Genomic DNA, 21316 nt, shown 5'->3' on the forward strand with positions numbered 1-21316 from the left:
GTTTTTACATGACAAACTGCCTCATGTGGTGCTTAGTCACTCCAATTAAATGAGGAGCTATTTACTTATTGGGATCTGGAAGTCAACAACCGCCTTCGGAGCAAAGGCAATCGGTGTAGCGTTGGAAATGTCACTGATGACTTTCCCAAAAACATCGATTACTTCCCCGGACTTCACGCATCGAGCAGTGATTACGTAAGTGTCATTGGTCGATACCACCATCCCGCCAGAGGACGGAATTCGGTTTTGATTAGGAAAAAACATCGCTCCAACCGATCGTTTCTTCGGGCCGACCGTACCAGCAACTCTAAATGGTGAACTCGCGCTCTGTATCGTCGACACGTCAATTGTGTATAGCTGATCAGCATCGAGCACTTCAACTGAAACCCATGCCTGATCTTCTCGGAGCACGGGCTCGACATCTGGTCTAACCAGTGGCGAGCGAAATCCCAATGACTTCAAGATTTGGTTAATCCCGCTGCTACCACCAGCTAGGATCATAGCCGTTAAAACTGACGTCCCCCAACCATTCTGCGGAACAGTTGCCGCTGGGTAATAGGCCTTGTAGAGCTGGGCGATGAGATCAAAGCCAAAAGCTCTAACTATAATCAAAGCCCCCACTAACATAACGATTGGCTGTACCGACTTTCGCACTAGCAAGTAATTGAAGATTCGCCAATTGAAAATCAGTGCAAACGCGCTTTCTAGCAAAAGCGCCAATATCAGCGCTGCGATAAGTACCTGGAATGACATTTGGAGTGAAGCAGGTGAAATCTCAGGCACTGTATTGAGGGCTACTGTATAGCGACGGCTGACCACACCCACACAGCTTCTACCATCCGCGGCTTCCATACTGCCGACATCCACAGTGAACTGAACCTCCGCGCGCTGAGATTGAACAGAGGTGAACACAATATGGCGACGTCCGTTAGCGGCTAATACCTCAACAGTCGATGGTGGCAAAAAAGAAGGGTTCAGGGCACAACCAACGGTATCTACAATTACGGAGGTACCGGGTAGCGCGGACACACTTACCTCACGGGCATCCTCAGCGGAGACGGGTGTCACTAGCCCGCTGAAAGCAAGCACGCACAACAGCCGTATACATGCCATGAAGTAGACGCTACGGTTCATGATTGGTCCTTGCCCCATCGGCAAACGTGATCCATCGAACGATAGCCCACCGTCTGCGCCTTTGCTCGCTAAAACTGACGGTATCGAAGTGCTCGCGCTCTGATCGAGTGACGGAGCAGAAATCTGATCTACGAATGGCATCCCTCGAAGTCGCGATGGGGACGCATACGCAACACCCGCTTGTGGCGTCACCTGGGAAGGAACGAGCCCAGCGTTTAAGCAGTTGGCAAGGCGCGTGGTGTGAGAAGGAAATCAACGAATCGCCTGCGAACATCAGGCGATGATGTTCGGTTATGGACCTGATTCATCTGCACTACCGCTCTCGAACACCACAATCTTTAGCGTTTGGACCGACTACCGAACTTTACTTAATGATGCCTACGCGGGTTCAGAATTGGGAGAACACTGCAGCCCCTGCAAATAGGCGATGAAGAGTAACTCGATAAAAAATCAGCCGAAGCTGGTTCATTTATTTCGAAGATTTCAAAAGCTTTTATCAAAAAAATTGAAAAACCCATGAAGCAGCCATGTCAAAAAAGATGCACAACTTATTGATTTTACTGGCCATGAATGATCATGTTTTTTGAAAGCCCACAGACCGCAGGCACTCAAGAAATGTAAACACGCGCCCGATTTGGCCCCACGGGTTTTCATAGGACTGGGTGATCGCGCTCGATCCGGCATCAGCGCTCACAACAGAGCCCAACAGATAATCACTTCCATGAATAATGGTCGACAATAACAGCTGCTTGAAAGCCTTAATGACTGATTGTCTGACAGACTTTTATAAGCATCTAACGCTAAAGCTTTTTTATTAACTTTCCTGACCAGTCAGCCAATAACAGAAGAAAAAATTCTCCTCGTTGCAACGCTTCCTCCATTTCATTCCAACCCGCATTTCTTATAAGCTACGCCACCTTAATGGCTCGTAGCCACCAACCCTGACAGCTCGACGAACTCTTGAATCTGAAAAACATGCCACATCCTGCTGCTTCTCGTCTTGACGTCATCCGGCACAACCCCGAAAAACAACTTCCTTCGCCACAACCCTGAACGACTGGCCAGACACTTTCTGCCCGACTGCTCGTTTTTTCCAACCTTTCCCTATCTGTCTGCGACAGAGGAGGATTATTTGCTGCGCAAGTTTGCACCGCCTCATGGCTTGAGAACGATCCTGACCACTGCACTGGTATTCCAATGTGCAACTTTAGTCCTCAGCTTTTGGTTGGTGACCAGCAACCAGTCGAGCATCGGCAATCTTTCCAGTGTTGCCGTCGATCAAGTCGATGCTGTAGCAGAAACCGTTCAACACTTGATGGAAGCGCGACTCTCGCTGTCGCGCGCCAACACCCGCATCGTACTGTTCAACACAATTCCACATGAAATGGTGCAACACGCCCGCACGGAGTTGACACTGGCGAATGAATCTTTCGACCGTTTTCTGACAAGTACAAGGGTTGATGAAGAAAATCACATCCGTGTACAGGCATTAAAAGACGTGTATTCACGTTATGTGGACGTGCTCAATCGATTGGTCCGGTACACCGGGGCTGGCGATGTGCAATGGGCTCTTGCCCAGCCGGTACAGGACATCCAAGAGCAGTTCCTGGTGGAACAGAAAAACTTCATCAAGTACGGAAACAGCATCAGTCAGACTTCACTTCAGTCCATGGGTGATCGTTTCAAGATATATATCGCTGCCGCCGCAATGATACTTCTACTGGTATTGGCAACTACATTCTTCCTGCTCTACATCATAAAAAAGATTGAGAAAAGCCGACTTCTGAAAATTGCCGTAAACCGAACCGACAGTGCAATTATCGTCACCGATCCGAACAGGATGATTACTTATGTAAACGAGGGATTCGTGCGCATGCTGGGTTATGAAACAGACGACCTGGTGGGCAAGAGGCCGGATGAAGTTTTTTATGGCCGGCATACTGATCCGGAAGCGGTCCTGTCTTTCAGGAACAGTATCCAGAGCGGAAAAAGCCATACCACTGAATTACTGGTTTACAACAAATCGAAGAATCCTCTGTGGGTACGCGTGATCGCCAATCCGGTGCTCGATCCACAAGGTGTCCAACAGGACGTAGTGGCAATCGTGACTGACATCACCGAGGCCAAGATGAATGATGAGTTGCAGTTCAAGGTACTCAGTGCCATGGCCCGTGAAGAATCGCTTCCCGACGTCATGAAATTGATTTGCCAGGAGATTGGCCGAATTGCACCTGAAATCGGTATTTCAATAAGGCAGTTCGACGAGCAGGGTTGCCTTCCACTGGTAGCGGAGTTCAACCTGCCGGCGGGATTGATTCAGTCGCTGGAAAGCCTCGCTGAAAGATCCATCCTGAAAAAGATGGACGTGAAAAAAAGCATCATGCTGAACTTCACTGACCCTGCGTCGGACAATGGCGAATGCGTCGATCATCAGCTCTCGCAATCATTCGGTTTCACGGCTGGCTGGGTTAACACCATTCGCTCCAACAACGGACGTACTTTAGGCACATTCACGCTTTATTACCGCGAGAACCACCTCCCGGCTGTCCAGCACCACAGACTGCTTGAAACCAGCCTGAAGCTTTGCGCCCTCGCCCTCGAGAGGGACAGCTTCATCAACGATATCGAACGACTGGCCTACTATGACAGCCTGACGACGTTGCCCAATCGACGACTGTTGATGATGAAAGCAAACACGATGATCGCGAATGCGCAGCGGTCACAATCATCCATGGCAGTTCTGTTCATCGACATCAATAAGTTCAAGCAGATCAACGATTCCCTCGGGCATGCCGCCGGGGATTCGCTTCTGTCCGAAATAGCCAACAGGCTTCAGAGCTCTGTGCGGGGAAATGATTTTGTCAGCCGTCTTTCGGGAGATGAATTCGTCGTTATTCTGTCCCCCTCCAATACTGAACAAGCCATTGCCTTTTCAGAAAGAATGATCAACAAACTGTCGGAACCCGTGATGCTGGACGATGTAAAAATCACACCGTCCGCCAGTATTGGGATTGGCATTTATCCAGACCACGGTAACGACATTCATTCCTTGCTTTTGCATGCCGATCAGGCGATGTACAAAGCCAAGTCCGCAGGCCGCCAGGCCATTGAAGTATTCGATCCAGTGATCAGCGATTCAGCCGATGACGAACTGACACTCAGCATGGCACTCAAGAGTGCCCTGGAGTCCAACCAGCTGGCGCTGCATTACCAACCCCAGATAATCCTCGATAACAACCAGCTCTTTGGTGTCGAGGCGCTGGCCCGCTGGTGTCATCCCGAGCTTGGCGATATTCCTCCCGGTCGATTCATCCCGTTGGTGCGCGACGCGGGAATGATGCCCGGACTCAATCAATGGGTACTTACCGAAGCCTGTCGGCAAATGGCGCAATGGCGCGATTCCGGGCTCGAAGTGCCTCATATGTCGGTCAATATCTTCCCCGTCGCCTTTCGCGACAGAGCCATTGTTGAACTCATTGAAACGCTGCTGGAAAAGTATCGGCTCCTGCCCTCCTGCCTGACACTGGAGGTCACTGAAGACTTCATACTGGACGCCACCGACACTGTCATATCGGTCATTACCGAAGTCCGGCAATCCGGTGTCAGCTTGTCCATCGACGACTTTGGCACCGGTTATTCCAGCTTGAGCTACCTGCTGCGCCTGCCCGTCAACACCATCAAGCTGGACAAGAGCTTCATCGACGATATCGAAGACAGCGCCAGTGCCCGGACATTGGCCCAGTCGATTGCCGGGATCTGCAAGAGCCTGCATTTGAACATCGTCGCCGAAGGTGTTGAAAACGATGCGCAGCTGGAAATTCTTCGCGGCCTGGGGTACCAGATCGCACAAGGCTATTGCATCGCTCGTCCTTTGCCCCCTCAGGATTTGGCGAAATGGGTCCGTGAGAGACCTCCAACGCTCTGACTCGCATCGATCCAGGCCTTGCGCGGGCAGAACCACCCATGCATCAAGCCAGCCTGAAAGAACTGGACCGGCGCCTCGAACCCCGCCGACTCGATCAGACCGGCGACTTGCGGCGCTGGCAGAATCGCCACATCGCTGGCATACGCGGCACGTGCTCGTTCGAGCATTTGTGCGGGCACCTGGGCCGATGCCATCAGCGTCATCCAGTGACGCAGCAATGCTTCGTAGGCCGGTGACGCGGTGTCAGAGGCGAGATCCGCATTCGCCAGGACCCCGCCCGGCACCAGACGACGGGCGATCTCATGGAAAAAGTCGATACGAACCTGTGGTTCGAGCAAAAACTGCGACACCAGAAAACAGGTCGCGCCGTCGTAACCCGATTCATCCGTCAGCGTATCGAGATAGCCCTCGTGAAAACGGCAACGGGCAAGGAAACCGCCCTCCGTCGCTCTTTGGCGGCAGACATCGAGCATGGCGCCAGAAGGGTCGACTGCCGTGAATTGCCAGCCGGGAAACCGCTGGGCCAGGTGCGCCATTTCCACACCGGTACCCACGCCAACACAGAGTATCCGGGCATTTTCCGGCAGGCCCGCGAACACCGAATCCAGCAGCAGGTACAGCGCATCACGAATGGGTGCCATCCCGCTCCACTGTTTGTCATAGACAGCGGACTGCTGGTCGAACAAGGCCTTGAGTGCTTGATTGTCCATGGAAAACCCTCCTCTGCATCATGATCGCGGTGAAGTTTGATTATCGCAGGGCTGTCAAGGCCTCCCCGGTACAGCATGGGATTGATCATTCCACCCATCAACTGGTCGCAATCCATCAACCCCACCCCCGCCCTGCACCCTAGATTAGATCCCACAACAACACGCCGCCCCGAGCGGCCCGCTACCGTGGAGATCGCCTCATGCACAGTTTCCAGACCCGCAAGCAGCACAGCCCGGTCGACGCCTGGGATCAGCAGGATCCGGAGCAGGCCTTCACCCTGCCCTCGCGCTATTTCTACGACGACAGCCTGTTTCGTGCCGAGCGCGACAACATTTTCATGAAGGCCTGGCATGTCGCCGGGCATGTCAGTGAGTTCGCCGAGCCGGGGCAGTTCGTGGTCACCGACCTGTTCGACCAGAGCGTGGTGGTGGCGAAGAATCGGCAGGGGCAGATCCATGGCTTTCACAACGTCTGCCAGCATCGCGGCAATCGATTGCTCGAAGAACGGCGTGGCACCACCAGCGGTGTGGTGCGCTGCGCCTATCACTCGTGGTGCTACGAGATGGACGGCAGCCTGCGCGGTGCGCCGCGTTGTGAGCGGATGAAGAATTTCGAGCTGGCGCAGTTCAACATTCCCCAGGTGCGCACCGAAGAACTCGGCGGTTTCATCTACTTCAACCTCGACCCGAATGCGCCGTCGCTGCGGGATCTGTTCCCCGGCGCAGACGAAGAAATGCGCCGGGTGTTTCCAGACCTGACCGACATGCGCCTGATCGAGGAACAGGACGTGATCGTGCCGGCCAACTGGAAGGTGATCATGGACAATTCCATCGAGGGCTATCACTTCAAACTGTCCGGCCCGTGCCACATCGACCTCGCCCGGCTGATCGACTTCAAGGGTTACCAGTTGATCAAACGCGACAACTGGTGGACGTACGCCGCCCCCGCCAATCTGTCGGCGACCGAAGCCTACGGCGTGCCGCTGAAGAGCGAACTGAACCCGCAGGAATGCTTTTTCAACATCGGCATGTGGCCGAACAACACCTTCTACACCTTCCCGTTCTCCGAGTTTCTCGGCTCGTTCATCATGATTCCGCTGGATGCCGAGCGCTCGCTGCTGCGCTTCGGTTACTACTCCAGCAACTCCGAAACGGCCACCGTCAGCACGGCGTGCATGAAGTGGATGAACGAAGATCTCGGCCCCGAGGACATCGCCCTGAACATCTCGGTGCAAAAAGGCCTGCGCTCGCTCGGCTACGACCAGGGCCGCTACATGATCGACGCCCAGCGCAGCAACGAAAGCGAGCATCTGGTGCATCACTTTCATCGCCTGGTGTTCAACGGCATTCACGGCCACACCGTGGACTGATCCGCCCTTCCCTCACCATTCGTTAAAAAGGAGCAGACCATGGACGAAACCGGGTTTGATTACCTGATCGTGGGCGCCGGCTCGGCCGGTTGCGTGTTGGCCAATCGCCTGAGCGAAGACCCGAACGTACGCATCCTGCTGCTGGAAGCCGGCCCCGAGGACAAGAGCTGGACGATCGACATGCCGTCCGCCGTGGGCCTTGTGGTGGGCGGGTCGCGCTACAACTGGCGTTATCAATCGGATCCGGAGCCCTACCTCGACGGCCGGCGGATCGGCACGCCAAGAGGCCGCACGCTCGGCGGATCATCGTCGATCAACGGCATGGTCTACATCCGTGGCCATGCCCGGGATTACGACGGCTGGGCCGAACAGGGATGCTCCGGATGGAGCTATCGCGAGGTGTTGCCGTACTTCAAGCGTGCGCAGACTCACGCCGGCGGTGGTGATGACTATCGCGGCGGCGACGGCCATTTGCACGTCACCCCCGGCGATGTCGAAACACCGTTGTGCGCGGCGTTCATCGCGGCCGGGGCCGAGGCCGGTTATGGCGTCAGCGAGGACTTGAATGGCTATCGTCAGGAAGCCTTCGGCCCGGTGGATCGCACCACACGCAACGGTCGGCGCTGGAGCACTTCGCGCGGTTATCTCAGCGAAGCCTTGGCTCGGGGCAATGTGCGGGTGATCACCGATGCGCTGGTGTTGCGCATTCTGTTCGAGGGTCGGCGGGCCGTCGGCATCGATTACGAACAGAGCGGCGAAACCTGCACCGTCCGCGCCCGTCGTGAAGTGCTGCTGACCGCCGGGGCGATCAACTCGCCGCAGTTGCTGTTGCTCTCGGGCGTAGGCCCGGCGGCAGAATTGCGCGACCTCGGAATTAGCGTGATTCACGACCTGCCCGGCGTCGGTAAACGCCTCAACGATCACCCGGATGCCGTGGTGCAATTTCGCTGCAAGCAACCAGTGTCGCTGTATCGCTGGACCACCGCGCCGGGCAAATGGTGGATCGGTGCGCGCTGGTTCGTCCGTCACGATGGCCTGGCGGCAAGCAATCATTTCGAGGCCGGCGCGTTCCTGCGTTCCCGGGCCGGCGTCGAGCACCCGGATCTGCAACTGACCTTCATGCCGCTGGCGGTGCAACCGGGCAGCGTCGAGCTGGTGCCGACCCACGCGTTCCAGATCCACATCGACCTGATGCGCCCCACCAGCCTGGGCAGCGTGACATTGCACAGCGCCGAACCGCGGCGGCCGCCGAGGATCTTGTTCAACTACCTGAAGACCGCACAGGACCGTGCCGACATGCGCGCCGGCGCACGACTGGTGCGCGAAATCCTCGACCAACCGGCGATGGCCCCGTTCAAGGGCGAAGAACTGGTGCCGGGCCGTTCGGTGCAGACCGACGCCGAGCTCGACGCCTGGGCGCGGCAGGTCACGGAAACCGGCTACCATGCCAGCGGCACCTGCAAGATGGGGCCGGCGGGCGACCCTGAAGCGGTGGTCGATCCACAACTGCGAGTGCACGGCCTCGACGGTTTGCGGGTGGTAGATGCGTCGATCATGCCGGTGATCGTCAGCGGCAACACCAACGCACCGACGGTGATGATCGCGGAAAAGGCCAGCGACCTGATCCGCAACCTCGCGCCGTTGCCAGCCCTCGATGTACCGGTGTGGATCAACCCGCACTGGCAGACCGGACAACGATGAAGCCGAGATGGTGATGACCCGATCCGCTGAAGCTGTACTGCAAAACGGCGCACCGCTGCGAGTGGCGGTGCTGTTGTTGCCGGCGTTTTCCAACTTCGGGCTGGCGGCGGTGCTGGAACCGCTGGCCATCGCCAACTGGCTGAGCCAGCGCACGCTGTTCGAGTGGACGCTGTTGTCCTTGCAGCCCGGCCCGGTAACCGCCAGCAACGGTCTGGTGAGCATCGCCGAAGCTGGCTTGAACACTGAACAGGCCTTCGACGCCTGCGTAGTGCTGGCCAGTTTCGAGGTGCATCAACACAGCCGCAACCCGGCGCTCAAGAGCTGGTTGCGCAAGCAGGCGCTGTTCGGTTCGGTGTTGATCGGCGTGGAAACCGGGACCGAACTGCTGGCCGCTGCCGGCGTGCTCGACGGCTACGAAGCGGCGGTGCATTGGGACAACCTGCAGGGTTTTCAGGAGAGTTACCCCAAGGTCCGCGCCCGACCGCAGCTCTACACCCTCGAACGCCAGCGCCTGACCTGCGCGGGCGCCACCACCATTCTCGACATGCTGCTGGGCTGGATCGGCCAGCGCTTGGATGCGGACCTGGCCCGGGAAATCGGCCTGCACCTGTTGATGGGCCAGATGCGCGCGCCGGCGGACAATCAGCTCGACGGTGGTCTGGGCAACAGCGGGATGTACGGCAGCAAGATCCGCCGCGCCGTGCAGTTGATGGAAAAGGCTCTGGAGGAACCGCTGGACTGCGAGGCAATTGCCAGCGAAGTCGGCCTGTCGCGACGGCAACTCGAGCGCCAGTTCAAACATCAGACCGGGCTCTCGCCGCTCAAGTACTACATCACCCTGCGCCTGGCCCGGGCACACAACCTGCTGCAACAGACGCAAATGAGCGTGGCCCAGGTGGCGGCGTGTTCGGGGTTCGGTTCGCTAGAGCATTTTTCCCGCACTTACCGTGCGCGGTTTGGTTGCCCGCCGAGCGAAGATCGGCGCCAAGCGTGGAGCGCGCCGGTGATGCGCCAGCCACTGAGCAAGGCGCACTTGCCGCAGGAGTGAGTCACTGCCGGTAAGCCGGCTCTTCCTCATCGAGGATGTTCATCAACGCCGCAAAATGCTTATCGGCAAACCCCGGATAATCCAGCCACTGCCGACACGTCTTGCGCGCCACTTCATCGCTGGCCACCCGCAACTCACGCCCGGTTGCCAACGCACTGATGTACACCTCGCAGGCACGTTCGAAGTAATACAGATCATCGAACGCCTGAGCCACGCTCGGCGCCGCGACCAGCAACCCATGATTGCCCATCAGCAGGATCGGTTTGTCGCCGAGCAGCCTGCTCACCCGCTCCGCCTCTTCCCCGAGGCCCATGCCGTCAAAGCCGTCATCGATCGCCACCCGCTCGAAAAACCGCATGCTGTTCTGCTCGATCGGTGGCAGCCGCGAGTCCTTCAGACAGGCCAGCGTCGTCGCGTATTTGCTGTGGGTGTGGAGGATGCAGCGGGCCTGGGGCTGGTTGCGGTGCAAGGCGCTGTGCAAGGCCCAGGCGGTGATGTCCGGTGCGTCCGGGCGGTCGAGACTGGCCGGATCGTCGGCATCGAGCAGCAGCAGATCACTGGCGCGAATCCGCGAGAAGTGTTTGCCGTAAGGGTTGATCAGAAACTCGCGGCCGTCCGGTGACGTCGCCACGCTGAAATGATTGGCGATGGACTCGTGCAGGTTCAGTCGCGCGGCCCAGCGCAGGGCGCAGGCCAGTTGGATTCTCAGGGTCGGGATACTGTCGTTCATGGCTCGGGCGCTCCCGGCAGGCAGGGGTTTTCGTCCACTGTAAACGCCTGAAAAGCCCGTGCTTGACGGTAAGCGACAATGGCTGCCGTTTTTTGCAGACCTGGCAAAAGTCACAAATCAGTTAATTGACAGGGCTGTTTTATGCGCCTACGTTACCCGGCGAAGTGTTACCAAATGCTTCAACCCCACAACAAGAAACACCGCCAAGGATTGGCGTCATGCAACGGTTCCAGCCCCGCCTGACACACTTGGCGCACCCCTGAAAAACTGAAAACGGCGCTTGCCGTCGATTCCGGACCTGTCGCTTTCGCGCCAACCGGAATGGGCACGGTATTGCCTGCCGAAAACCCGACGCAACGGAAGAAAGGATGACTCTTATGCGTGACGTACACTCGTGCCCGCTTTCCACGGCACAGCAGGAAGTCTGCCTGGCCATCAGCCAGAACCACAGCAACCTCAACTACCATCTGTGCGATGTCATCGAGCTGCGCGGCGAGCTGAACCTGACCTGGCTCGAAGCCGCCATCGGCGCGCAGTTCCGCCAAACCGACACCCTGCGCGCCACCTTCAGGACCGACCCGCAGACCGGCACCTTCGCCCAGTACATCCAGCCCATCGATACTCTGCCAGCCAAGGCCTTCGAGCATCTGGACGTCAGCGACCAGCCTGACCCCGAAGCCGCCTGGCGCCAGGTGCTCGACCACCTGTTGCAAACCGACATGGACCTGCAACACGGCCCGTTGATCCGTTACGTGCTGATCCGCCTCGCACCCCACCACCACCGCATGATTGAACTGGCCTCGCACCTGGTGGTGGACGGGTTCGGCCACGGGATTCTGTTCGGCAACATCACTGCCCACTACAACGCCCTCAGTCGCGGCGAAGGGGTCGAGCCGTTGACGCTGGCGCCGTTGTCGAGCGTATTCGAGGCGCAGGAGGAATATCGCCTCAGCGAGATGCACAACAAGGATCGCACCTACTGGCGCCAGTACTGCCTGAAGATGCCCGAACCGACCCAACTGGTGCCGGGCGATGCGCCGCTGATCCGGCTCAATCGCCTGCGCAAAGCGTTCGGCGGCAGAACCCTGCAACGCCTGCGCGCCGCCGCCAGCGAACACCAACTGCGGCTGTCGAGCATCCTGCTGGCACTGTGCGCGACTTACTTGCAGCGTATGACCGGGCAAGACGAACTGGCGCTCGGTATGCCAGTGGCGGCACGTCAGCTCAAGGCCCTGCGCAACGTGCCGTCGATGGTCGCCAACATCCTGCCGCTGCACCTGTCGTTCAACGCCGAGAGCACGGTGCTGACGGTGGCGGCCAACCTTCAGCGGCAACTGCGCCATCACTTGTTGCACCAGAGCTACCGCAGCGAAAGCATGATCCGCGACCTGCACGCCGAGCGCGGCAACAAGCCGCTGTTCAACACGCTGCTGAACATCGTCGCCTACGATCAGGGGCCGGGGTTTGCCGGCTGCGAAACCACCCTGCAGAACGTCGCCAACGGACCGGCGGATCATTTGGGCATCGACATCTTCGACCGTCACGCCGATGGCCGGTTGGAGATCGGCTTCAATGCCAACGCCGACCTGTACTCCCCTGAAGCGCTGGAGCTGCATTACCAACGCCTGACCGCGCTGTTCGAACGTTTCGCCACAGCGCCCGAAACCCTGGCGGCCGACTACGATCTGTTTCTGCCCGACGAACAGCAGCGCTTCTACTCGTACCCGCAAAGCGATGCGCCGTTGCCGGTATTCGCCGAGGCCTTCGCCGAGTCCGTCCGCGAACATGCCCAGCGCCCGGCGCTGAGCCAGGGCGAGCGACACCTGAGCTATGCACGCCTCGATGACGAGGCCACCCGACTGGCCGCGCATTTGCGCGAACGCGGTGTGCAGGCCGGTGACTGCGTGGTGGTGATGTTCTCGCGCAGCCTCGAATGGGCGGTGGCCGCCGTGGCCCTGTTCAAACTCGGTGCCTGCTATGTACCGGTGGACCCGGACCTGCCCGAGGCACGGATCGAACACATCTTTAGCGATGCCGATCCGGCGGTGGTGATCGTCGCACCGGGCAGTCAGCTCAAAGTCGAGATCGCCGCCGACAAACAGCTGTGGCTGAACACCGACTTCCTGGCGCAACTGCCGCCGGCCAACGAGCCGTTGGCGCCGTTCGAGGCGGGGCTGCCGGGTTATCTGATCTACACCTCCGGCTCCACCGGCAAGCCCAAAGGCGTGGAAGTCACTCAACGCAATCTGGTGCCGATCGCTCGCACCGCCATCGACGCCGCGCAGTTGCAGCCCGGCGCGCGGGTGCTGCAATTCATCGCCGCCGGTTTCGACATGTCGGTGCTGGAAATCATGATGACCCTGTTGGCCGGTGCCGAACTGGTGATCACCGACAAAGTCACCAGCGCTCCCGGCCGGGCCCTGGCGCAACTGGTCAAGCGTGAAGCCATCGATTTGCTGGTGATGACTCCGAGTCTGCTGGCCTGTCATCAAACCGAGGACTTCCCTCAGGACACCGTACTCATGCTTGGCGGCGAGCCGTGCACCCCGGCGCTGCTGGCGCGTTTCTCCCATTGCCGCCTGCTCAACGTTTACGGCCCGACGGAAACCTCCTTCGCCACTTCGATCAACGCGCATTACGGTGCCGGTGATCTGTCCATCGGACCGGCCACCGCCAACACCCGTCTGTACGTGGTCGACAACCGCCAGCGCTTGTTGCCGCCGGGGGCCTGGGGCGATCTGTTCATTGGTGGGCCGGGCGTCGCGCGCGGCTATCGCAATCGTCCCGACCTCACGGCCAAGGGCTTTGTCGCCGACCTGCTAGACGCGCAAGACACCATGTACCGCGCGGGCGACCGGGTGTTTTTCGATCATGCCGGGCGCATTCACTACCTTGGCCGGCAGGACAACCAGATCAAGCTGCGCGGCCTGCGCATCGAGCTGGACGAGATCAAAAACGTCCTGCTCGGTTGCGCCGGCGTCGATGACGCCACGGTCATGCTGCGTGAACTGGCCCACGGCCCGGCCATCGTCGGTTACGTGGCAAGCAAGGATGAAAGCCTCGACAGCCAGCAACTGAAACAGGCGCTTGGCCGACACCTGCCGCAGCACATGGTGCCGAGCGTGATCATGCGCGTGGCCGAGTTCCCGTTGACCCCCAACGGCAAACTGGCTGTCGATCGCCTGCCCGCGCCGACGCGGCAGGACGCAGCCGAACTGTCGCCTGCGCAGACCCCGGAAGAAGCCACGATGTGCAACCTGTTCGCCGAAGCCCTGGGTTGCAGCGAAGTGTTTGCCAACCAGAGTTTCTTCGACCTCGGCGGGCATTCGTTGCTCGGGTTGCAACTGGTCAGCCGGATCAAGGAACAGTTCGGCATCGCGCTGGGCATCGCCGATTTCCTCGCAGGACCGACCCCGCGACAACTGGCCCGACGCCTGCAACACAACACCGGTGCCAGCGATCCGTTCGACGCCGTGCTGGCGCTGCGCACCGAAGGCAAGCGGCCGCCGCTGTTCTGCATCCACCCCGGCGGCGGGATTGCCTGGCCCTACGCAGGACTGTTGCCGTACCTGCCCGAGGATCAACCGCTGTACGCGCTGCAATCGCCGATCCTGCGCGATCCGACGCGGGTGATCGAGTCGCTGGATGAACTGGCCGAGGAATACCTGCAACGCATCATCGAGCTGTATCCCGAGGGGCCGTATCAACTGGCCGGCTGGTCGGTGGGCGGCAACCTGGCGTTGCGCATGGCAGCGATGTTGCAGGCCCGGGGACGTGAGGTGAGCTTCCTCTGCATGTTCGACAGCTACCCGCTGCAAGGTGGCCCGGCCTCACTGAAACTCGACGATGCGATGATCATCAGCCGCATGACCCGCGCCATCGTCGGCACGCCACGGGCCGGTCTCAAGGGTCTGAAAAGTGCGATGGAAGAAGTGCTCGGAAGCCGGCAGATCGGCGACGAGTTCCTGAGCCGTCTGGTCGACGATTCGAAGCGGATGCTGGAGTTGTTGGGCAGGACGCAGTACGAACAGTACCGGGGCGATATGTTGTTCATCCGTGCCACCGCAGACATCCTGCGTCAGGATGAACAGCAGCCGTCGCTGTGGTCGCCGTACATCAGCGGCGAGCTGATCCGGCATGACGTCGAAGCCCCCCACGAGTGCCTGTTGCAGCGTCAGTACCTGGAGCAATTCGGCAAACGCTTTGTGGAGGAACTGCTCAAGCGGCAGACCGTTCAAACGCTGACCGCGGTTTAACCGCTACAAAAAAAGGTGGGAGCCCGTTACCGGGCTCCCACCTTTTTTATTGCCGACGAATCAACCTCTTTCGTCGATCCCCGCTTGCAGGGACTGGCTGTCCAGGTGACCGCTCAAGGTCACCGGGCCGACTTTCAGGTTACCGTTTTCAAGGGAAACCTTCGGTGCGTTTTCTTCGGTTTTGTGCGGCAGATCCAACCCGGCTTTCACGCCGTAGTCGCGGTTGCTCAGGTCGCTGCTGCTGACCTTCGAACCATCCAGATCGACGTTGCCCCCGGTGGCGGAAATCCGCGCGCCAGTCAGTTGCGTAGCGCCGCCGACAGTGAGGTTCACACCCTGGCTGCCGCTGATACCGGAAGCCTGTTTCACGCTGTCCTTGTGCGCGTATTCGCCGTCGACTTTCAGCGTTGGCTTGTAGTCGGTGCCGGCCAGCTTGCCTTTGTCATCTGCGGGCGTCTTCTTGGCGGTCAGGCCCAGATCCACATCGACCTTGGCATGAGTGCTGGTGTCCTGACGGCTTTCGACCGTCAGATCACCGGCCACTTTGCCGCTGACATTGCGCGCATCGATCCGCGCACCGCTCAGGCTCGCATCGCCCGCGCTGTTCAGCACCACAGTGTCAGCCTTGATCTGACTGTTCTGCTGGGTGGTGCCTTGCAGGTAGTCCACGCCGACTTTGGCCCCGGCATTGAAGCCGTGATCGCTGCTGACTTTTTCATCGGCGGCGGTAGGCGTACTTTTGCTCAGATTGCCGCCGGCGTTCAGCGCAACGTTCCAGTTGTTGCGGTTGTCGCTGGACTGTGCGGACTCCTGAACGAAGCCGCCCTTCTGCGCGTCGATGTTGACGTTTGGCGCGCTGACCTGAGTGCCTTGCAGGCGCACCGAGTCGCCGCTCAGCGCAATGCCGTTCTGGCTGTTGAGCTGACCACCGGTGAGGGTCTGCGTGTTCTCGTTGACCCGACCGATGTTGAAGTTGCCGCTGAGGTTGCCGCCCTGATCACGGCTCTTCTCGCTGCTGGTTTTGCTGCCGCCCGCCTTCAGGCCACCACCGAGATTGCTGCCGGTGGCGACGTGCGTGTCGGTGGCCGCTTGCAGGTCGAGCTTGCCGTCGGCCTTCAGGTCGATGTTGCCGACGCTGTCGATCTTCGTGCCTTGTTGAACCTGATTACCGCCGCTGCTCAATTGCACCGGGCCGTTGCCGCTGATGCTGGCGACATGCGCCTGGGTGTCGGTGGTCTGGTTGCCTTTGTGATCGAGCTGGAACCCGGCGCCGAGATCGACATTGGTGCCGTCGGTGCCCGGCAAGGTGCCGACGGTCAGCGAGCCGTTGCCACGCAGGCTGGAGCTGTCGCTGCTCTGACGGTCGTTGGCCTGATTCAGGGCCAGATCACCGCCGGTCTTGACGCTGACACCGCCCTGGCCGCCGTCGAAACGGCTGCCTTCGAACTGTGCGTCGCGGGCGACATTGATGTTCACGCCCTGATTGCCAGCGTAACCACCGACCACCGCCGTGGCGCTGTTCTTGCTCGACTGGCTGCTGCCGCCCGCGCCGCTGCCGGCCACGTTCACGTCTTCACCGGTCTTGGTGTAGACGCGCACATCGACCTTGGCATCCACCGAATTTTCGGTGCTGCTGCGGGTGTTGTTCGCGGCATCGGCCACCAGTTTGTCAGCGCTGATGTTCACTTTGCCGGCGCTGGCGTGGTACTGGGTGCCCTGGTCGTGCAGCGTGCCGCCGACCTTCACGTCCACGGTCTTGCCGTCGAACTGGCTGACCACGGCGTTGCTGCTCTGCTCGGTTTTATCCGCGCTGGCATGACCGACCGCCACGTCGATACCGACGTTCGGCTGACCGAGATTGGCCAGTGCGTCCTTGTCCGGCACTTTGCCGTCGAGCACGTCTTTCACCGCGCCGGCAATCGGCCGGGCGATGTCTTTGTACTCGACGTTGGCGCCGATGTCTGCCGACCAGTTGCTCTCCTTGTGGGTGCTGCTCTCGGTGTTGCTGGCGGCACGGTTGTCCACTTCGTTGGCGGCGACGTTCAGACCGTTGCCGGACTTGAGTTGCGCACCCTCGGTGACGAGTTTGTCAGCGTTGATGTTCAGGCTGCCGCTGCTCTGCACGCCGGTGGTTTGCGCGGTGGTTTTAGCGGTGGTGTCCTGCGAAGTGCTGTGCGAGAAATCCACGCCGCTGCCCGCGCGGTCGAGGCCGCCGGTGTAGTAGAAACCACCGCCGGTGCTGCGGGTTTCGGTCGAAGTATTGTGGCTGTCCTGCTCGGCCAGCAACGAAACGTTCTTGCCGCTCAGGGTGGTGTCGCCGGCGGTGGATTTCACCTCGGCGCCCTTGAGCGTCACATCGCCGCCCGCTTTCACTTGCACGCTGCCGCCGCTGAGGCTGGAACCCTGCTGCGTGACGTCGTTGGCGGTGACGGTTTGCGCCTTGTCTTCGTAATGCACGCCGGCGCGATATTGCTCCGCCGTCTGCTCCTTGGCGTAAGCGTCGAAGCCACGGGTCTGTGTGCTGTTGCTGCTGTCGTGGGTGTTCTGCGTCGAATGCACATTCACATCACCCGCCGCATCCGCCGTCAGCGAACCGCCGGCCTTGACCTTGGAGCCGGCGACTTCGATGTCCTTGGCGCTTTTGAGCTTGAGGTTGCTGTCCGACACCAGCTCGCTGCGCACCGTGGTGCTGTCCTTGCTGTTCTGCCGGGACTCGTCCTTGGTGATGCCGAAGAACTTGCTGTCCTTGTCGTGGTTGTTGCTGTGCGAGGTGTTCTGCACGCCGTCGATGGTCAGCGAACCGTTGTCGCTGATCACGCTGGCGTCCTGGCCGCCACGCACCTGGCTGCCGCTGATGCGCACGTCGTCTGCCTTGACCACCAGTTTGCCGGCCGCGTTGATCTTGCTGCCCTGATGCTGGGTCTGGCCCTTGTCGGCGTCGCCGGTCTTGCCGAAGAAACCGCCGCCGACCAGATCACCGGAATAGCGGTTGTCGCTGCTGCGGTTGGTGCGGGTCGCGGTGGTGATTTCCACTTGTTTGCCGGCCAGTTGCAGATCGCCGGCGCTGTTCAGCTCGGCGCCTTCGGAGCGCAACAGTGCAGCGGTTTGCAGAGCGATGTTGCCGCCTTTCAACTGGCTGGTGACGCTGCGCTGCTCTTCGCTGCTGCTGTCCCAATCGGCTTTCCACAGGTGCTTGCGGTGCTTGCCCTGATCGGTCTGGGTGTGGCTTTCAGTGGCGGCGGTCAAACGCAGGTCGCCGCCGCTTTGCACGCTGAGGTTGTTCTTCGCTTCGACCTTGGCGGCTTTCAGTTCGGTGTCTTTGCCGGACGACAGCTGCGCGTCGCGGCTGGCGACGATCTGGCTGCCGTGCTGGCGCGAATCGCTGTCAGTCTTGGTGCGCTCGTAGGTTTCCCAGGTGATGCCGATGGTGCTGTTATTCCAGTTCTCACGCTGCTCCTGGAGCTTGCGGCTCTCGACGGTGGTCAAGGTCAGATTGCGCTTGGCATCGACCTTCACGTCACGACCGCTGACGTCGGTGGCGGCCAGCGTCAGATCCTTGCCGCTGTGCAGGCCGACGTCGCCCTGGCTGCTGCGGATGCCGGCGCGGGTCACGTCGAGGCTGTCCGGGATCGCCTGGCCGCTGACGCTCAAGTCGCCAGCCGAACGAATCTGCACGCCGTCACGCCCGGCGACTTGCACAGCCCCGACCTTCACGCCTGCGCCTTCGGCGGTGCTGACGATGTTGATGCGCCCGGCCTGCATCGCGCCGAACAGGCTGGCGTCGATCCGCTGATCGGTGGTGTTGCCCGCCGGGTCCACGGCTTTCACCTGGCCGCTGGCGTAGTCGATCTGATTGCGTCCGACAGTGAGGTTCAGTTGATCACGTGCAGTGATCGCACCCTGGCTGTCGATGCGCGGTGCGATCAGGTTGATCGAGCCTTCGCCATTGCGCAGCCCGCCGCCCTGAATCTGCAGCTGGCCGCTGGCATCGCGGGTGCTCAGGGCTTGCAGCTTGCCGTCGTTCAGCTCGGGACGGCCGACCACCAGATTGGCGTTCGGCGTGTTGATGAAACTGCCGCCGTTCACCGAAATGCCGTTCGGGTTGGCGAGCACGTAGTCGGCGGAGCGACCGAAGATTTCCTGGGCGCCGTTGATGGCCGACGGGTTGCGGCTGATCACTTCGTTGAGGATCACGCTCGCGGCCTGACCCTGCAATTGCGGGTTGGCCGCCAGTTGCCCGGCGAGCTGCGATTGCCCGGCCTGCAAGGCGTTGTTCAGCACCAGTCCCTGACGGTCGACGTTGTAGTCGAGGAACTGGTTGTGCGACAGGCCCGAGCCGTTGGGCGCCACGATATTGATGATGGGCACGCCGCCCTGGTTCTGCAATTGCGCGGTGCCGCCAGGGCCGGGTGTGACCACCACACCACCGGCCATGGCGCCCGGCAGATGAGCGACCAGGAACAGGCTGGCGATGGCCCAGCGCAGTTTGCCCCGTGGGGAAAGATGAAACGCAAAGGTATTTATTGGCATAAAAAACTCTCCATGTAGTGCGGCATCACGTTGCGCGTTGAGTAGAAGGCCACGGCTGTCGCGCTCAGGTCCGATGGCTGTTGTTCACTGACGTTCATATCTGTAATCCGACCCGCATCAGCCAGGTTTCAGGCTCGCTGTGCAGACCGGTCGGGGTGTTGAGGCTGCGTTGGTAATCGACATCCACTTGCAGGTTTTTCCAGCCCAGGTTGAGGCCGATGCTGGCGCCGCTCAGGCGTTGAACCGAGGCGCCGTGGTCGGCCTTGATCCAGCCGTGGTCGAGTCCGATTCGCGGGGTGAGCTGCACGGGAAAATCACTGCGCAGCGGCAGGCGCAAGGTATTGCGCCAGATCGCACCGCTGGCGCCGGACGCGCTGCTGACCCGATAACCGCGCACGGCGGAATCGTCGGTGCCGAGCAGTTGTTCGATCGCTGGCAACGGATCCGGGCTGTACTGTACGTTCAGTTGGCTCTGCCATTGCCAGGCTTGCGCGCCGAGCTGGCCGTTGCGCCACTGGCTGAGGCCGGCGCGGTACTTGCGAAACTGTGCTTTGGGCAGGTTCTTGACCTGATGATCGGCATCGTCGTCGGCACCCAGCCAGCGCAGGCCCTGGGCGTAGTTGAAATCCAGGTTCCACACCGCGCGATCGAGCCAGAACAGATTGAGCCCGGCCTCGGCCACGGTCAGGGTCGGGCTCTGAATACCCAGGCGGACATTTTCCAGATAGCTGTCGACATCCTTGTGCGCCAGTTGCAGGTTGGCGCTGAGCTGATGGCTCTGGTCGCGCCACAACACGCGGTCGGCGCGCAGGCTGAGCTGATCGGTGATGCCGGTGCTGTGCAGGGTCGCCGCGCTGAGCTTGAACGGTGCGCGATATTCGGCGTGGCTGGCAAAGGTGCTGAACGTCCAATAACCGTAGGGGATCGCGTAATAGAGGCTGGCGTTGCGGCTGTAGCGGTCGCCCTGATTGAGCGTGTCGCTGGCACTGAGGCTCAACAGGTCGTTGAGTTCGAGCGGACTGTCGAGCGTCAGGCTGAGCGTGTCGCGATCACGGCCGGTGCTGGCGCTGCCGAGGTTGTCGAAGCCGGCCCCGAGTGCCCAGCGCGACTGCCCCGAGGTCCGCGAACGCAAGATGATTTTTGACGCGCCGGGCTGGCTGCCGGGAGCAATGTCGGCGGTCAGATCAAGCGAGCGCAGACGATTCAACTGATCCAGCCCCTGCTCCAGATCCCGCAGGTTCAGCGGCTTGCCGAGCATGCCCGGGAATGCACCGCCGAGGGACACCGGCAGGCTCTGGTCGGCCAGTTCGATGGATTCGATGTAGCCTTCGTCGATCAGGATATCCAGCGACTGGCCCGCTGTCGGCGCACTGCTCAGGTACGGACGGCTGGCGATGTAGCCCTTCTCCACGTACAGCGCGGTGATGGTCGCCAGCAAATGGTTGATCTGGCCCACGCCCATGCACGGTGCCAACAGCGGTTTGATCCGGGCGTTGAGCTTGTCCTTATCGATCAGCGTGACGCCGCCGATGCGCGTGCCGCTCAGGGGCCAGCAGCGTTCGTCGGGTTTGATCGATTCAGCAATGGCCGGGGTGGCAGGCGCCGGGCCAAACGCGCCGCGCTCCAGTTGCCGCTTGCGCTGTTCGAGTTGCAGTTGTTGCAGATCGCGCTGTTGCAGTTGTTGCTGGCGCAGCACTTCCTGGCCCGGGGCTGGAGCTTCGGCGGCGAGAACGCTGGGCGCACACACACTCAACAACAAGGCCGACAACAGCGGGCGAGGCAGGAAACTACAACGGGTAACAGCGCGAATCGAATACGGCACTCAACATCCTTGCAATCAAATGGCTTAATGCCACCCCATCAATTGCAGTGATAGTCAGAGCCTTCCTACACAATTGCAAGACGCTTCCTA

The 21316-nt window shown here is 60.2% G+C and carries 10 protein-coding genes; 5 read left to right on the plus strand and 5 right to left on the minus strand.

Annotated features, from left to right (window positions below):
- Nucleotides 1-57: 57 nt before the first annotated feature.
- A complete protein-coding gene (locus AC1RMX_RS24170; RefSeq protein WP_493073207.1) occupies nt 58-1134 on the minus strand; it encodes a hypothetical protein in 1077 nt (358 codons plus the stop codon).
- A gap of 1132 nt (nt 1135-2266) precedes the next feature.
- Here AC1RMX_RS24170 and AC1RMX_RS24175 point away from each other — a divergent pair.
- A complete protein-coding gene (locus AC1RMX_RS24175; RefSeq protein ID WP_493073208.1) occupies nt 2267-5059 on the plus strand; it encodes an EAL domain-containing protein in 2793 nt (930 codons plus the stop codon).
- Here the strand turns inward: AC1RMX_RS24175 and AC1RMX_RS24180 are convergent.
- On the minus strand, nt 5014-5769 hold the full coding sequence (locus AC1RMX_RS24180; protein WP_493073209.1) for a class I SAM-dependent methyltransferase: 756 nt from the start codon (nt 5767-5769) through the stop codon (nt 5014-5016). The two genes, AC1RMX_RS24175 and AC1RMX_RS24180, sit on opposite strands and share 46 nt — an antisense overlap.
- A gap of 200 nt (nt 5770-5969) precedes the next feature.
- On the opposite strand from AC1RMX_RS24180, the gene AC1RMX_RS24185 reads away from it, so the two are divergent.
- From AC1RMX_RS24185 to AC1RMX_RS24195, 3 genes are read left to right on the plus strand one after another with little or no spacing between them, the layout of a single operon-like run.
- Nucleotides 5970-7139, plus strand: coding sequence for an aromatic ring-hydroxylating oxygenase subunit alpha (locus AC1RMX_RS24185; protein WP_493073211.1), 1170 nt, complete (start codon nt 5970-5972; stop codon nt 7137-7139).
- Nucleotides 7140-7178: 39 nt separating this feature from the next.
- Nucleotides 7179-8840, plus strand: coding sequence for a choline dehydrogenase (locus tag AC1RMX_RS24190; protein WP_493073212.1), 1662 nt, complete (start codon nt 7179-7181; stop codon nt 8838-8840).
- Between the two features lie 13 nt (nt 8841-8853).
- Nucleotides 8854-9888 (plus strand): GlxA family transcriptional regulator, encoded by a 1035-nt coding sequence (locus AC1RMX_RS24195; protein ID WP_493073214.1) that lies wholly within the window; start codon nt 8854-8856, stop codon nt 9886-9888.
- A 1-nt stretch (nt 9889) separates the two neighbouring features.
- Here the strand turns inward: AC1RMX_RS24195 and AC1RMX_RS24200 are convergent, their stop codons facing one another.
- Nucleotides 9890-10618, minus strand: a complete 729-nt coding sequence (locus AC1RMX_RS24200; RefSeq protein ID WP_493073215.1) for a class II aldolase and adducin N-terminal domain-containing protein — start codon at nt 10616-10618, stop codon at nt 9890-9892.
- 377 nt (nt 10619-10995) lie between these two features.
- Between AC1RMX_RS24200 and AC1RMX_RS24205 the strand changes: the two genes are divergently transcribed.
- Nucleotides 10996-14874: an amino acid adenylation domain-containing protein gene (locus tag AC1RMX_RS24205; protein ID WP_493073216.1), complete on the plus strand. Its 3879-nt coding sequence runs from the start codon at nt 10996-10998 to the stop codon at nt 14872-14874.
- Nucleotides 14875-14934: 60 nt separating this feature from the next.
- Here the strand turns inward: AC1RMX_RS24205 and AC1RMX_RS24210 are convergent, their stop codons facing one another.
- Nucleotides 14935-19404 (minus strand): hemagglutinin repeat-containing protein, encoded by a 4470-nt coding sequence (locus tag AC1RMX_RS24210; protein WP_493073218.1) that lies wholly within the window; start codon nt 19402-19404, stop codon nt 14935-14937.
- A 94-nt stretch (nt 19405-19498) separates the two neighbouring features.
- Complete coding sequence (locus tag AC1RMX_RS24215; RefSeq protein WP_493073219.1) at nt 19499-21226, minus strand: ShlB/FhaC/HecB family hemolysin secretion/activation protein; 1728 nt, start codon at nt 21224-21226, stop codon at nt 19499-19501.
- Nucleotides 21227-21316 lie beyond the last annotated feature (90 nt).

The sequence above is a fragment of the Pseudomonas sp. GW822-FHT03F04 genome (assembly GCF_058801405.1).

Coding starts and splice junctions, on each gene's coding strand:
- AC1RMX_RS24170 (WP_493073207.1), bottom strand. CDS start 1,134: ATGAACCGTAGCGTCTACTTCATGGCATGTATACGGCTGTTGTGCGTG.
- AC1RMX_RS24180 (WP_493073209.1), bottom strand. CDS start 5,769: ATGGACAATCAAGCACTCAAGGCCTTGTTCGACCAGCAGTCCGCTGTC.
- AC1RMX_RS24185 (WP_493073211.1), top strand. CDS start 5,970: ATGCACAGTTTCCAGACCCGCAAGCAGCACAGCCCGGTCGACGCCTGG.
- AC1RMX_RS24190 (WP_493073212.1), top strand. CDS start 7,179: ATGGACGAAACCGGGTTTGATTACCTGATCGTGGGCGCCGGCTCGGCC.
- AC1RMX_RS24195 (WP_493073214.1), top strand. CDS start 8,854: ATGACCCGATCCGCTGAAGCTGTACTGCAAAACGGCGCACCGCTGCGA.
- AC1RMX_RS24200 (WP_493073215.1), bottom strand. CDS start 10,618: ATGAACGACAGTATCCCGACCCTGAGAATCCAACTGGCCTGCGCCCTG.
- AC1RMX_RS24205 (WP_493073216.1), top strand. CDS start 10,996: ATGCGTGACGTACACTCGTGCCCGCTTTCCACGGCACAGCAGGAAGTC.
- AC1RMX_RS24210 (WP_493073218.1), bottom strand. CDS start 19,404: ATGCCAATAAATACCTTTGCGTTTCATCTTTCCCCACGGGGCAAACTG.